Raw genomic sequence first — 14,698 nt, forward strand, 5'->3', positions numbered from 1 at the left:
AAGAGATGTGGATGAGAGAAAACGAAGCTGCGATACGTTTGGATATGAACCAGGTTGGCAAAGACAAAATTAATCCTTTTTTGTTCGGGCATTTTGTGGAAGATATCCGCGATCATATGGATGCCATGCTGGCCTATCCGCTTAAAGATATGGATTTCGAAAGCCCAGATGAGACGTACAGAGGGCTTTCCGGCAGCTGGCGTCCTTATACGAACGGAAAAAGCACGCGCTATGCCCTTGAACCTGCTGCAAAGCATCATTCCGGTCATAGTCAGATGGTGCGTATTTATAGCGACGATGACGGTTATGCCGGCTTGTGTCAAGCCATTGCCGTAAAGCAGGATCTGGACGGCTATCATTTGGCGGTCTATGCAAGAGCTTCGGTCGAAATTAAATATGTTACAGCCGAGATCGCGGATAAGATGAGCGGTGACGTGCTCGGCTCGGTACGAATAAATCTTACGAGCCATGACTGGCGGCATTATGCGGTGCGGCTTACGGTGCTTAGAGATTGCGAGCACGCGGAGTTCAGGGTTTACGTACCTGCGGAGCATGAGCGCTGGTTGGATCACGTGTCTACCGGGATGCTGTGGCTCGATCATATTTCGCTGCTGCCCTCGGACAGCTCAGGCAATGTGCGCAAAGAGGTCATGGAAATGACCAAGGAGCTGAACGCAGGCATGATGCGGCTTGCGGGCAATTATATCAGCGCCTATCACTGGAAGCAGGCGATTGGTCCTGTGCTGGAACGGCCTTGCGTCGTGAATGAAGCATGGGGAGGCTGGACGAATAAATATTTCGGAACCGATGAATTTATTCAATTTTGCCGGGAGCTGGGCGTGGAGCCGCTGATTTGCGTAAATGACGGTTCGGGAACCCCGGAAGAAGCGGCCGAGTGGGTGGAATACTGTAATGGCGCTAGCGATACGCCGATGGGCAGACTAAGAGCCGAGAACGGACATCCCGAGCCCTATGAAGTGAAATATTGGGAGATCGGCAATGAAGTATGGGGAGCGTGGCAGGTCGGCCACTGCAGCGCCGAAGCTTTTGCCGAGCGCTATGTCCGTTTTGCTAAGGCGATGAAGGCTGCGAATCCCGGCATCAAGCTGCTCGGCTGCGGAGATGCCCGGATGGATTGGAATCAAGCATTGATCGAGCTGGCTGCCGAGCATATGGATTACTTGACCCTGCATTTGTACCATGGATACAACCGGTTCGGCATCCATGATCGCGGCGACCTTACGCCTAAGGAAGATCGCTTTAAGGCAATGCTTTCCTATCCCGAATGGACGAGGGAATCAATACGGCAGCTAAGGGAAATGTTCGGCACTTCTCCTCGTTACGCCCATTTGAAGCTGGCTATTACGGAATACAACACGATGTACTATCCTAATACGATCCGTAAAGGCCTTCCCAACGAGCATACGCTCGAGGCTGCAGCGGCGAATGCGGCGAATCTGAATGAATTTATCCGAAACAGCGATGTGGTGGAGATCGGCAGCTTTTCCGATCTTGTGAACGGCTGGCTGGGCGGCTGCATCCGGGTAGGAGATTACTATGCGGACCAGTTTCGCGGGAAGTCTGCGGGCTGGAGCGATAAATCCTTAACCGTCTACGGCACACCGTCCTATTACGTTATGAAAATGTATGCCAACCGGGACTTGGGCTATGTGGTTCAGAGCTATACCTACTGCGGCAGCTTTAAAGTAAACAGCCGTGTGCCAGCTGCAGCCAGTCTTGAGCACCTGCCGAATCTGGATGTCGTGGCTTGCGTTAATGTTACAGGAGACAAGCTCACGGTCTTTATGGTGAATCGGAGTCTTGAAGATATCTTGACGGACGTGCAGCTGGATGGATTCGCCGAGTCGGGAACTGCGCATTTGCTGGAGCTGACGGCAGACGATTACGAGTCGATCAATAGTGTGCAGCATCCGGATCTTGTGACGAGCGTATCCCATGAGGTGCCTTTTGCGGGAAGTCAGGTAAGCTGCAGGCTGAGAGCATCTTCCGTTTATGCGCTGGAAGTATCGCGTCAAGGCGATAATTGATGAGGCGATGGGAAGGCACGCAGCTTCAGATAAACGAATTTACACATACAATTGAAAATAGGGAAATGAGCAGGGCCGCTGTATTGGATAGGCGGCCTTTTTGCTATGCGGACATTGGCAGCATAGCTAGGCGCTGCGCAGCCAAGATGCAGCAATAAGCGTAGGTGATTTTCCAACGGTCGCGAATCCTCAGCGAGCGTGGCGGTCGGTCGGTTGAACCCTGCACGCTTGTTTAGCCTGCGGCGGCACATGACGTTTTTTTCCTCGCAGCGGCTTCAGGCCCGTGGTTACGGGCTTGGCATGACATAATTTTCCTCGCACAAGGATTATCACTTTCAGCGGCATGGCTGATCTTCTAAGATAAGGATGTGGCCAGGATAGCTTATGAAGGCACAGACAGCTTACCGAATGCATGGGGGAGGATGAGACGAACGAAGACGAAGCGAGCGGTTGTTCAACATACCATGTTAAGTGCAATGCCAAGCATCATGCCAAGTGCTATGCCAAAAGTAATGCCAAGTATCACGCTAAGGGCAGCATCGACTATGCATAATAGAAGCTTTTCAAAACAAGGAAGGAAGTGGACCGTTTGAGTAAAGGACCCATTATTGACTGTGATGTGCATCCGACGCCCAAAAGCATCGACCAAATTCGTTCTTATATGAAGCAGCCGTGGAAGGACCGGTATTCCGGCTCGGGGCGTGGCTTTTACGGCAACCCGCTGCATGGAGCCCGCTTGGACGCCAAGCCGCCCAACGGCTGGACCGATCGGCTGGGACCCGATTTCGTCCGCAAGCAGCTGATTGAAGAATACGGGCACGAGTATGCGATCCTGCTGCCCCGGGCTTTTTGCAATCTGCATCCCGACCCGGATTTTGCAACCGCTATCGCGGCAGCGTATAACGATTGGCTGGCCGATACGTGGCTCGGCAAGGATAACCCGGACGGCGTATTCAAAGGGTCGATCACCATTGCCCATCAAGACCCGATCGCGGCGGCCAAAGAAATTGAGCGGTGGGCGGGGCATCCGCATTTTGTTCAGGTGATGACCGATTCGGGGGCGCGCGCACCGTTCGGCCAGCGGCAGTATTACCCGATCTACGAAGCCTGCAACAAGCACGGACTGCCGCTCGCCATTCATCCCGGCACCGACGGCATGGGCATTAACGTTCAGCCTACGCCCGGCTACCCGACCCACTATATTGAGTGGCATACTTGTCTTTCGCTCGGGTTCCAGGCACACCTGGTCAGCTTTTTGACGGAAGGCGTATTCGAGCGGTTTCCGAATTTCAAGGTCGTTTTGACAGAAGGCGGCGTCTCTTGGCTGCCGGCTCTCATGTGGAGACTCGATGCCGAGTACAAGGCGCTGCGCTACGAGGTGCCTTGGGTGAAGCGCAAGCCGAGCGAATATTTACGCGATCATGTCCGCATATCGTCCCAACCGCTGGAGCGGCCGGACAATGACCAGCATTTGCTGCAAATTTTGGAAATGATGGATGCCGAGCATATTCTTATGTTCGCAAGCGATTACCCGCATTGGGATTTCGATTCGCCGAAATTTGCATTTCCGAAGCTGCCGGAGGCGCTCAGAAACCGGATTTTTTACGAGAATGCCAAAGAATTGTACAATTTATAACGAATCGGGAGGGGATAAGGTATGCGGCATGAAATATGTAAGGTATCTGGACCTTCCTGCCGGCTCCAATAAAATCATGGTGCTGGAGGGCCGGTCTGTAGGCGTATTTAACGTCAACGGCTCGTTCTATGCTCTAAAGAACAGCTGTCCGCATCAAAGCGCGCCGTTATGTGTAGGAACGGTGACCGGGATGACGCTGCCGTCCGAGCCGGGCGAATACCTGTACGGCAAAGAGGGCGAAATCGTCCGATGCCCGTGGCACGGCTGGGAATTCGATATTTTGACAGGCAAATCCGTTTACGATCCGCACAAATGTCTAGTGAAGACATACGACGTAGCGGTGGAAACGGTCGAAGAGACGAAAACGGTGGAAACATATACCGTCAAGGTAGAGGAAGAGAAGGTCATTGTGTACATCTAAAAGGGAAAAGAGAGGTGTTTCTATGAAAAAAGCATGGCGTTCCACCGCTTTGTGCACGCTTAGTATCGCTGCGGCAGGCTCCGCATTGTTGGCTGGATGCAGCAGTAAAGAGGCGGTTCCTTCGAATACAGGCCAAGCGAATCAGAAGCTGACGATCAAAATGATGTCTTCGCTGCAAACGGAGCCGCCCGATATGAACAGCGCTTTCTGGACAGGCCTGGAGCAGAAGACGAATACGCATCTGGACATCGATTGGGTGCCGATCAATGATTATATGAATAAAGTCAACATTGTGCTGGCTTCCGGCAAAATTCCGGAGGTGCTGACGGTAACGGAAGTAACGGCGCCCAATGTGGTCGACGCCATTAATAAGGGCATGTTCTGGGAGCTGGGCGAGCTGCTGGGAGACTTCAGCCAATATCCGAATTTGAAGAATAACGTGCCGGAAAGCGCATGGAAGTTAATGCGCTATAACGGAAAAATTTACGGACTGCCCCGTACCAGACCGCCCATTACGGCAGCGGATCATATCCGCAAGGATTGGCTCGACAAGCTCGGACTCCCTATGCCCAAGACGATGGATGAGCTGCTCGTCACTTTGAAGAAAGTGGTGGACAGCGATCCGGATGGTAACGGGAAGAAGGACACTATCGGCATGAACTTCGATGAAAGCTACCGCACGGCCTTTGGCGGGATCACGCCGGAATTTACCGCAGACGGCGGGCTGTATCCGAAGGAATTGACGAATGCTTATACCGCGATGGTCGACTGGTACCGGAAGGCTTATTCGGAAGGACTGATGTCGCAGGAATTCGCCGTGATGAAGGATTCGCAGTATTACAGCATGTTCGGTTCCGGCCTGGCTGCATTTTACAGAAAAAATCCATGGCATCAATACGGCTTGGAGCAGTCCGCCAAGAAGGTACAGCCCGGCGCCCAGGTGGAATATGTCCCTTATTTAACCGGACCGAACGGGACGACGGCCGTTGCCTCTCCGGGATTTTATGGCGGGCTGTTCATACCGAAGGACGTTCCGAAGGAAAAGGTCGAACGGATTCTTAAGTTTTACGATTTAGTGGCAAGCGCGGAAATCACAGACTATATCACTTATGGCAGCGAAGGCATTCACCATAAAGTTGAAAACGGTGCCAAAGTAATGACCGAGCAGGGCAAAAAAGAAATCAACAATACGACCATTGAACCGTTCGTGCTCAAGCTGGACCCATGGTCCAAAACAGACAGCCCGCTGGCCCCTCAAGAGATAAATCTCAAAAACAGAGAGAAATTAAAGCCGCTGGCCGAAGCGGTCAAAATCGACCCGTACAGCGTCATCAATTCGCCATCCTGGGTAACCCAATGGCCTAAATACCAAGGGGAATTTACGAATATGCGCACGCAGGCCATCATCGGTAAAATTTCGATGGACGACTACAAAGCCTATATTGAGCAGCTTAAAGCGAAGAAAGAATTTGCCGCGTCGTATAAGGAATTTGGGGAAAACTACACCTCGTTATTCGGGAAGTAAGCGCGATGGACTCGACAGAAGCCATGCCAATTCACAGGATGGCTGGTTAAAAAGTTTGATGAGAATAAATGTTTCCGATATGCCGGTGGGGTATCCTCCTTCAGACGCCTTGGCAGCTCCCGAATGGGGCGAAGCTCGGCGGGAGGATCCCTGTCTGCTGAGGACATATGAGGCAGTCGAGGAGGGATGAAATGAAGCATGAAATGAAGCTTGCGAACCAGTCTGCGATTTCCAAGCCATTGATTAAGAACAGCCGGTCCGCCACCTGGAAAAAAATCAATCAGTACCGTTATATGTATCTGTTAGTGCTTCCGGGATTATTATATTTCATTATTTTTAAGCTATTGCCCTTCTGGGGGATGCTCGCTGCCTTTCAGGATTATACCCCCTTATTGGGAATATGGAACAGCAAATGGGTAGGCTTTAAGCATTTCATCGATCTGTTTGAGTATGAGTACTTCTACATCCTGCTGCGCAACACCTTGCTAATTAATGTGTTCAGCCTCGTCTTCTTGTTTCCGCTTCCCATCCTGCTGTCAATCATGCTGAACGAAGTCCGCCATGAAGTATTTAAGCGGATCAATCAGTCGATTGTATATATGCCCTATTTCTTATCCTGGGTCATTATTGCCAGCTTGACATTCTTCTTCTTGTCAACCGATGTCGGGCTGATCAATAAGGCGATTCACGGAGCGGGCTATGAAGCCGTACCTTTCATGCAGGAGCCGAAATATTTCTGGGGGCTGTTGACCGTTCAAAATATGTGGAAGGATACGGGCTGGGGCACGATTATCTTTTTGGCGGCCATTGCCGGCGTCGATCCTTCCCGTTATGAAGCGGCGGTTATTGACGGAGCCAGCCGGCTGCGGCAAATTTGGCACATTACGCTGCCTGCCATCCGCCCGACAATTCTTATTCTGCTCATACTGCGATTGGGCCATATTGCCGATGTGAGCTTTGAGCAGGTGCTGCTCATGATTAACCCGCTTGTATTGAAAGTCGGAGACGTATTCGACACCTATGCTTACCAGCAGGGGATTCTCAGCGGACAGACGAGCGTAGGGGTGGCCGTCGGCATGTTTAAGGGCGTCGTCGGGCTCGTGCTGGTTTTCATCTCGAACTATATCGTTAAAAAGCTGGGGCACGAGGGGATTTACTAGAAGGGGAGGATGCATTCATGAGCTTTGTTCAAACGAAGCGTTTGACCTTGTTTGACTATATCAATTATATCGCTCTTACCATTATATCGATCCTGTCTGCTTTTCCGATACTTTATCTGATTCTCCTCTCCTTGACGGATAAGGATGTGTACGTGCCGTTTCAGTTCAATATTTGGCCCGAGAAATGGTCGCTGGAGGCATACTCCTATATTTTGTCGACGCCAAGCTTCGTCTCCGCTTTCCGAAATACGATCTTCATTACCGTGATAGGCACGCTGCTGAATCTTTTGTTTACGTTTACTATGGCCTACGGCCTGACCGAGAAACAAATGCCTTACAGGAACATCATGATGGGGATCGTCGTGCTGACCCTTGTCTTTAATCCCGGCATCATTCCGAATTATTTGCTGGTCAAAGATCTGGGGCTGCTCAACTCGTTCGGCGCGCTGATTTGGCCGGTATTAACGAACGCATGGAGCTTAATCGTCGTCAAAAGCTTCCTGGAATCGATCCCTTCCGAGCTGAAGGAATCGGCCAAGATGGACGGCTGTACGGATTTAGGCGTATTTATCCGGATTATTTTGCCGCTTTCTATGCCCGCTGTCGCTGCCTTCACCTTATTTTTTGCGATCGCGCATTGGAACACGTATTTTAACGCCATATTGTACTTGACCGACACGAATAAATGGACGCTGCAGGTGCTGGTGAAGACGCTCGTGCTGGATGCCAGCTCCAATATGACCGGCAGCTCGGCCTCGATGGATCAGCTGCTTCCGCAGGAAACGATTCGCATTGCGTCCGTTGTTCTGGCTATGCTTCCTATCCTGCTCGTGTATCCGTTTTTGCAGAAGCATTTTGCCAAGGGTGTAATGCTCGGCTCGATTAAAGGCTGAATTTTATTGTTGTGCATGTCCCTTTCATTTATAATTCGAATAATGAAATGTGAAGGGAGAGGGATACGTATCGTTACATGGATTCGCTATTTTTATCGGCAGAAAAACAATCGCAAATCTTCACTTTACCGATTTATTTGGTTTGGCTGTATATCCACCTGTATTCCGGTATTATTGATCGGCGGCGTGTATTATCATCTCTCCATGAAATCCGCGGTCAATGATGTCGCCCAAATGTCCGAATCCTCTCTGGCTCTTGCCAAGGATAGACTTGAGAGGATTTTTGGATCGATTGAGCTTTCTTCCCTCCAGCTTGCCGCAGATCCATTGGTTAAAAATTCTTTTTTTGACAGCGATTCCAACGATAAAATATTGGCGCACCTGGACATTTTAAAATTGCTTCAGGTGGCCAAAGGCTCGAACGATTTTATAGAGGATGTCATTTTATACGACGATGCGTCCGAGGATATATTGAACAATGAGCATGGCTTCGTGCTGAAAAAAATGTATAAATTGCGCCCGGTGCTGGACTATTTAATGCTGTTCGAGCCCAAGGACCAGTGCCTCTTGATCAACCAGCCGTTTATGGAGAGCACCCTCGCCTGTGTAAGGTATTTGGCCCCGTCCGATATTAAAAAGGCGCGGGGACTGCTGATCACCAAATTGAATAAGGAGCTCGTTCAAAAATATTTGGAGGTTCCCTCGGTGTACAGCGCCAAGCAATCGATGCTGGTGCTGGATTCCTCCAACCATGTATTGGTTCGGGCCGGGCAATATTTTCAAGACGAGGATGCAATTTTGAACGACAGCTCCATTCAAACGATTATCCGATCGGGCAAGGTAACCGACAGCTTTGTAATGAAAGATGCGACAGGCAAGCAGTTTTTCTTCAGCTTCCGGAAAACCGAGCTGGGCCGGACTTATATTTCCAAAATTGCGGAGGCGGATATCGCCGAGCACATGAGCTGGATTCGCTGGGTGCTTGTTTTGACACTGCTGCTGTGTATTAATATCGGCATTGCTGTAACCGTTTTCGCGAGTTTGAAGGCGTACCGTCCGATCCGCCAGCTGGTAGAGCTGGGTGAGAAGTTAAATCAGGACAACCGGTTTAAAGCCCGATCCGACAACGATATTGCCTTCATTCAGGACAGCTGGATGTATTTGACCGATCAAGCCCAGAAGATCAATCACTATATGCAGAAGTGGGAGCCGACCATTAAGGAAAGCTATTATCTGGAGCTGCTGGAATACCACAGTTATGAGAAGAAAGCGCCGGTTTCCGCTGCGGCCGAGCATCAGGATCAGGTATGCGCGGTGATGATGGTTCACTTGGAGAACATGCATAAGGAAACACGGTTCCAGCGGAGCGACGGCCCGATTCTCTCTTTTATCGTCAAAAACGTGATGAGCGAGATGCTGCAAAAGCAGGAGAAGATGGAGGGAGAGGTCGTCATTAACCGCAGCGGGCTCGGTACGGCGCTGATTTTCTTCCCCCGCGGCCTGCCGGACAGCGAGATGAAGAGCCGTCTCACGCAGTTCGCATCCGGTTTGGTGCATGCCTTTAACAGCTATCTGAATCTGAATATCAGCATAGGGATCGGCGGCGTGGTTCCTCGTCTGGAGGACATTCCGAATTCCTATACGGAGGCGCTGGAGGCGCTGCAATACCGTTTGTATGAGGAACGGGACCAGGTGCTGTTTTTTGAGGATTTAGAGACGCATAAGAAGCAGGCGTCCTTTTATTATCCTTTTTATATTGAAGAAGCGCTTATCGACAATCTGGAGAACCGGCGGTTCAAAGAAGCGGAGGAGAACTTGAATGAGTACCTGTTAGCGGTGCGCTCGTCCAAATCCCATGTCATCATTTCCCAGTGCTATTATATGTTATTGTGTACGCTGTGCAAGTCGCTGATCCGCAAAGGCTATTCGTATATTTACGACCATAAATTACTGTACTCCTTGCAGGAGCGCAAAACATCGGTCGAAGTCTACGATTGGTTTATCAATTATATTTTCCCGTTCTTCGATAAAACCTGTGAGTCGCCAAGCCACATCCACAGCCTGATTCAAAGAGTCATCCAATATATCGACGAGCATGTGTATGAGGATATCTCTCTCGGGCAGTGCGCCGAGCTGGTGGGCATCAGCCCTTCCCATCTCAGCAAGTCCTTCAAGAAAGAGGTCGGCATGCAGTTTCTGGATTATGTTCTGAAAAGCAAAATCAACGAAGCGCAGCATTTGCTTCTGACGACCGGACTCAGCATCAAGGAAATTGCCGAAAAAATCGGCTATTCGGAGCGAAGCTTGATCCGGATGTTTCAAAAGCATACTTATATGACGCCGAGTCAGTTCAGGACTTCGCATCAGCAGTAACGGATGGATACGGTCCGATTGGCCCGGATGGGCGAAGGGATTCCTACTGATAAAGGTGCCGCGGGGCAGGCATAGCTTATCGGGGAAGGTTTTGCTCCCGGTTAACCGTTGCATGCCCCGAACAGCACGGAGAAAAGCGAAGCGGGCTTTATCGGAGTGAAAGAAGTGGATCAACATGGAATGTAGAACCTGGAGGGAAGGGGTGTAGGGTGGAAAAGCGAAGCGGCCGCCTTTAAAGTCGTGTGATGACCGCTTCATATAATTCAAAATCACACGACTTTAACAGCGGTTGTAACCCTACACCCATTTCCTGTAACGCACAACCGTAACGCATAGGCATGCAGTAAAGCTTTTAATATGACAAACTGCTGTCATTCCATCCCACGTTTACTCTAAAGCTACTTCAAAATTTGCGAAGTGACCAAATCAATCGACTTTTCATTCACCTGCGGGAAATCCAAGTCTGTCCAGTAAGGAACGATGACAACGTGATTGTTTTTCACCGCCTTCAAGTTTTTCCAGATCGCGCTTTGCTCCAGCTCCGTAAATTTCTGCTGGGCTTCCTTGTCTCCGCCGATTTTCGGAGCGCCTACTTCGATAAACAGGTAATCCGCATCGAATTCAGGCAGTGCTTCCAAGGAGATCGTTTCCCGCCGGTCGATCGGCTTTACTTTTTCCGGCGCTTGGAAGCCTAAGTCCTGATAGATGACCCGCCCCAGTTTCTGATCGTCGCTGTAAATCCGGTATTCCTTGCCGACGATCCGCATGGAAAGGGCGGTCGTATCCGGTTTAATCTTCGAGGCAAGCTGAGCTTTGGCTGCCTTGGCTTTGTCCTCGTACCGGCTCAGCCATTGTTCAGCTTCTTTGGTTTTTCCTAAAAAGCCGGCAAACTGGCGGAAATCAGCTTTCCAGTGGGGGCTTTCTCCAAGAACGAGCGTCGGGGCAACTTTGGACAGATTGTCGTATAGCTTAGCCTGAGTCTCCCAAGAGATAATAAAATCAGGCTGCGCATTCAGCACCGCCTCGGGGTTGCCATCCTCTCCAAGATTGATAACGCCTTCAAGCGCCTTCGGATCGAGCCACTCCAAGGTGGTCGATCCCAGATAGCTGCCCATGGCATAGGGCTTGACGCCGAGCGCCAGCAGAGAATCGGCGAAGCGGAAGTCGGTAATGGCAATTTTCGAGGGCAAACCGGATTTCGGCGGCTCGCCTTGCTTTATAATAGTGCTGGAAGCTTTGTTGTCTGCCGGCGGGGCGGCAGCCGCCTTAGCATCTCCTGCAGATTCAACCGCTTTGGGTTCAACAGCCGTACCACATCCGGACAAGAGCAAAACAATCGCAAAAACGAACAGCAGCCTTGCTTGAAGCATTGAGGATAACAAGAAAAAAACTCCCTTCTGGTATAAATACGTATTGATAAAGATTATCATTATCAACTAAAGTATAGCGAAGGATGTTGTACAATGCAATCATTTTTGCAAATTTTGTCGTATTTTGCTCGAATTTGACGTGGAAGAGCTGTTCTAAACGAAGTAGATTTGAAATGAATTTTAGGGGAAAAGCAGAAGCACTTATACATGGATATGCATAAATGGAAGAGGCCTGAGGACAAGCTAAACAGCGGGAAGAACGCTTTCAAGAGCAGGTTTTTTAGAAGAAACCGGAGGATAATTTTGAGAAGGGAGCAGGCTTACCTTTCACTCCCAAGGATATCTCGTCAGTAAGTAGTCGGCAAATTTTTTGCTTTCTTCCCGCCTGATTTTGCGTAATTCGGCTCTGTGGCTCGCCGTTTCATATAATTTATGTTCCTCCTCCGTCTCTGGGATGATGCGAGGAACCGGAACGGGATGATTGCTTTCGTCCAGCCCGACAAAGGTTAGAAAGGAGGTGGCGGCAATATCTCTTTTTCCCGTACGCAAATCTTCGGTAATGACTTTCACGAATACCTCCATCGAGGTCTTCCCCGTCCATGTTACGAACGATTCCAAAGAGACGCAATCCGTGGGCCGGATCGGCTTCAAGAAATCGACAGAGTCCGTGGATGCGGTAACCGCCGTCACCCGGCAAAGCTTGGAAGCCGTAATCGAAGCGATATCGTCTATCAAGGACATGAGCTTGCCGCCGAACATCGTATTGTGGTTATTGACATCCAATGGAAATACCCTTGAGATTTTAAAGCATCTCGTTTCTCTTACATATTTCTCTTCCAACGGTATGTTCCTCCTCTAAAAAACGCAGTAAATTTAGGATACTCATAATATGAGCCTATGTGCACAGGCCTATCCGGGAAGCGTGTATTTTTTAAACAAGCCGGTACTTCAAAGAAAAATCGTTCATGACTGCGGGCTATACATACTGTGACGATAAAAAAATCATACTATACTGACATGTGTTTCAACAGGCCGAGCCGGAATGAGTTGGATATCCCGGTTTTGGTTAATCATTCTTAAGCGGTAACCTAAAGCGATAATCATATAAAGGCTCAAGCTGGACAGGGCCTTCGTTCAATAAGGAGAGGAGCGGATTTGATGAACCGGGATGTGAAGGAAATAACCGATTGGCTGGAGCAGTTCCGCGGACAAGAGCTCGTTATTACGAAGCTGGAGCAGCAGGATGAGGATTTAACGCAGGTGCAGCTGGAGGAAGTGTCATTAGATACACCTGCTCATGCGCAGGATGATGATTATATTCCCCAGTACGAGCTGGTTCTTCATGGAGACGGGATTGTATTGAATGAGAATCAGGCGCCTTTGCCCGGTAAGAAATACGAAATTCCGCTGCAGGGCGATTGGCAGAGCTCCATTGAAGAAAGCACGCTCCATTTGACGACAGACCGCGCTGAATACACCATTACAAGGCAGTAAGGTTAGGCTTTATTCCAAACACTCCAAGCGGGGTGTTTTTTTTATGTACAAATGAATGCCGCTTTTAGCGGGAAAACGTCAGAGGTCAATAATTGTCTGTTGAAGTGCCCAGTCCCAGTTGGTAATATTTGCACTATATTGCTAAATGATTGTTGTCCTGGAATATGATTCTGTGCATTCAAGGGGTGACGGGATATGCTGAAGGTGATGATCGTTGAAGATGAAGATATCGTAAGAGAAGATATCAAGCATTTGATTAATTGGGAGAGCCATGGCTTCAGGATTGCCGCTGAAGCGAGAAACGGCGGAGAAGGGCTGCGTTATTTCCGGGACCATAACCCTGACATTATTATTACCGACATCAAAATGCCGGTCATGAGCGGCTTGGACATGATAGGCCATATCATGAAGCTGCAGAAGCATGCAAAAATAATTTTGCTTACAGCCTATGGTGATTTCGATTTTGCGCGCGAAGCGCTCAAGCTGGGCATACATTCGTATGTGCTGAAGCATGAGCTGGACAGCCCGCTGCTGCTGGAGGAACTGAATAAAGTGCGGCGCCGGATGGAAGCGGAGGAAAGCGTCGAGTATTTGGCCAGAAAAGAGAAGCTGCGCATGCTCTTGAAGCGGGCAGAGACGCATCCCGATCCGCTCCATCCGCCGATTCCGGAGCAGCTGTTCCGGTGGAAGGGGAGAACGGGGATTTGTATTCTGGGGATTGAACCGTCAGCCGGCGATCCTGACGAGCAGCCTCATTCCAGCCGAAGTATGGACAAAAAGGAAATGATCGACTTTCTGTATTCGCGTCCCTTTCTCGATTTCGAGGCCGATGCGGTGGATATGAATCCGAACGAATACCTTATTTTTTACCGGATTCCTGAGCGCAGCAGCGAACGGGCGATTTTTGAATATGGCACCGCCTTCATGAATCATCTGCTGCGTACGATTTCGGAAGCGTTTCCGGCTGTGCTGCTGTCGATTGCCGCAGGGCCGGTGTTCGAGTCATACCGGGACCTGCGCGGCAGTGTGAAGAAATGCAAGGAGCTGTTTGCACAGCGGGTTTTTCAAAAGGGCAGCGCTATTCTGACAGACAGCCAAGCTTTTGCGGATAAGGAAATGCTTCAGGCTGCGGTCGCGCAGCTCCTGGAACGGATTCAGCAGCAGCTGCAGCACAATGAATATGCAGCGCTCCACAGCAGTCTGGATGAGCTGTTTACGCGGCAGCTTGCTGCCCTCCGGGATCCGGCAGCGCTGCGCAGCAGCATATTTGAGCTGATCCGGCTCATAAATCTGAAGGGATTGCCCAGACAGGGCACCCCGATGATGGATGCGCTGGACGCATGGACGGAAGTTCAGCAGCTCGGCAATGTGTATCAAATGGCGGAATGGTTCCAACGCATGTTGAAGCAGCTGGAAGAAGAATCCAGTTTGAAATACAGTAAAAAAATTAGAGAGCTGCTTCAGTACATTCACGCCAACTATCAAAAGGAACTCTCATTAAATGAAATTGCCGACCGGCTCGGCTTCAGCCTGATCTACACGAGCCAGCTGTTCAAAAAAGAAGTTGGCGTTTCCTTCGTCACTTACCTCACCCAATACCGGATCGGGAAGGCGAAGGAACTGCTGGAAACAGGGAAGTACAAGGTGTATGAGGTAAGCTCGATGGTCGGATACCAGACGGTACAATATTTTTGCAAAACATTCAAGAAGGTGACCGGGCAAAACCCCGGTGATCTGTAAAAAGCGAGCTGTTACGTGATGAGAAAATCGAAGTGGGG

General features: G+C 49.9%; 11 protein-coding genes. 9 read left to right on the forward strand and 2 right to left on the reverse strand.

What is annotated here, in order from left to right; all coding sequences use genetic code 11:
• Positions 1-11: 11 nt before the first annotated feature.
• From ACHHV8_RS12520 to ACHHV8_RS12550, 7 genes are all read left to right on the forward strand, one after another.
• Positions 12-2,048: an alpha-L-arabinofuranosidase C-terminal domain-containing protein gene (locus ACHHV8_RS12520; RefSeq protein WP_395158556.1), complete on the forward strand. Its 2,037-nt coding sequence runs from the start codon at positions 12-14 to the stop codon at positions 2,046-2,048.
• Positions 2,049-2,637: 589 nt separating this feature from the next.
• The gene (locus ACHHV8_RS12525) at positions 2,638-3,684 is read left to right on the forward strand and encodes an amidohydrolase family protein (RefSeq protein ID WP_395158557.1); all 1,047 of its coding nucleotides are present in this window, start codon (positions 2,638-2,640) and stop codon (positions 3,682-3,684) included.
• Positions 3,685-3,712: 28 nt separating this feature from the next.
• Entirely contained in the window at positions 3,713-4,105 is a 393-nt protein-coding gene (locus tag ACHHV8_RS12530; protein ID WP_395158558.1) for a Rieske (2Fe-2S) protein, read from the forward strand.
• Between the two features lie 22 nt (positions 4,106-4,127).
• Positions 4,128-5,630 carry a type 2 periplasmic-binding domain-containing protein gene (locus tag ACHHV8_RS12535; protein WP_395158559.1) on the forward strand — a complete coding sequence of 501 codons (1,503 nt, stop codon included), beginning with the start codon at positions 4,128-4,130 and terminating at the stop codon, positions 5,628-5,630.
• 191 nt (positions 5,631-5,821) lie between these two features.
• On the forward strand, positions 5,822-6,790 hold the full coding sequence (locus tag ACHHV8_RS12540) for an ABC transporter permease (protein WP_395158560.1): 969 nt from the start codon (positions 5,822-5,824) through the stop codon (positions 6,788-6,790).
• Positions 6,791-6,807: 17 nt separating this feature from the next.
• A complete protein-coding gene (locus ACHHV8_RS12545; RefSeq protein ID WP_395158561.1) occupies positions 6,808-7,683 on the forward strand; it encodes a carbohydrate ABC transporter permease in 876 nt (291 codons plus the stop codon).
• Between the two features lie 234 nt (positions 7,684-7,917).
• Positions 7,918-10,056: a helix-turn-helix domain-containing protein gene (locus ACHHV8_RS12550; RefSeq protein ID WP_395158562.1), complete on the forward strand. Its 2,139-nt coding sequence runs from the start codon at positions 7,918-7,920 to the stop codon at positions 10,054-10,056.
• 398 nt (positions 10,057-10,454) lie between these two features.
• Here the strand turns inward: ACHHV8_RS12550 and ACHHV8_RS12555 are convergent, their stop codons facing one another.
• Both ACHHV8_RS12555 and ACHHV8_RS12560 read right to left on the reverse strand, forming a co-directional pair.
• On the reverse strand, positions 10,455-11,438 hold the full coding sequence (locus tag ACHHV8_RS12555; protein WP_395158563.1) for an ABC transporter substrate-binding protein: 984 nt from the start codon (positions 11,436-11,438) through the stop codon (positions 10,455-10,457).
• 315 nt (positions 11,439-11,753) lie between these two features.
• On the reverse strand, positions 11,754-12,266 hold the full coding sequence (locus ACHHV8_RS12560) for an acyl-CoA thioesterase (protein WP_395158564.1): 513 nt from the start codon (positions 12,264-12,266) through the stop codon (positions 11,754-11,756).
• 318 nt (positions 12,267-12,584) lie between these two features.
• Here ACHHV8_RS12560 and ymzB point away from each other — a divergent pair, with 318 nt between their 5' ends.
• On the forward strand, positions 12,585-12,920 hold the full coding sequence (ymzB, locus tag ACHHV8_RS12565) for a protein YmzB (RefSeq protein ID WP_395158565.1): 336 nt from the start codon (positions 12,585-12,587) through the stop codon (positions 12,918-12,920).
• A gap of 195 nt (positions 12,921-13,115) precedes the next feature.
• The gene (locus ACHHV8_RS12570; RefSeq protein WP_395158566.1) at positions 13,116-14,660 is read left to right on the forward strand and encodes a response regulator; all 1,545 of its coding nucleotides are present in this window, start codon (positions 13,116-13,118) and stop codon (positions 14,658-14,660) included.
• Positions 14,661-14,698 lie beyond the last annotated feature (38 nt).

It is taken from the genome of Paenibacillus sp. TAB_01 (assembly GCF_043945595.1).
Taxonomy (GTDB): Bacteria; Bacillota; Bacilli; order Paenibacillales; family NBRC-103111; genus Paenibacillus_S.

Excerpts from the sequence above, each read along its gene's own strand:
- ACHHV8_RS12535 (WP_395158559.1), top strand. The coding sequence starts at position 4,128 with ATGAAAAAAGCATGGCGTTCCACCGCTTTGTGCACGCTTAGTATCGCT.
- ymzB (WP_395158565.1), top strand. The coding sequence starts at position 12,585 with ATGAACCGGGATGTGAAGGAAATAACCGATTGGCTGGAGCAGTTCCGC.
- ACHHV8_RS12530 (WP_395158558.1), top strand. The coding sequence starts at position 3,713 with ATGAAATATGTAAGGTATCTGGACCTTCCTGCCGGCTCCAATAAAATC.
- ACHHV8_RS12540 (WP_395158560.1), top strand. The coding sequence starts at position 5,822 with ATGAAGCATGAAATGAAGCTTGCGAACCAGTCTGCGATTTCCAAGCCA.
- ACHHV8_RS12520 (WP_395158556.1), top strand. The coding sequence starts at position 12 with ATGAGAGAAAACGAAGCTGCGATACGTTTGGATATGAACCAGGTTGGC.
- ACHHV8_RS12570 (WP_395158566.1), top strand. The coding sequence starts at position 13,116 with ATGCTGAAGGTGATGATCGTTGAAGATGAAGATATCGTAAGAGAAGAT.
- ACHHV8_RS12550 (WP_395158562.1), top strand. The coding sequence starts at position 7,918 with ATGTCCGAATCCTCTCTGGCTCTTGCCAAGGATAGACTTGAGAGGATT.
- ACHHV8_RS12545 (WP_395158561.1), top strand. The coding sequence starts at position 6,808 with ATGAGCTTTGTTCAAACGAAGCGTTTGACCTTGTTTGACTATATCAAT.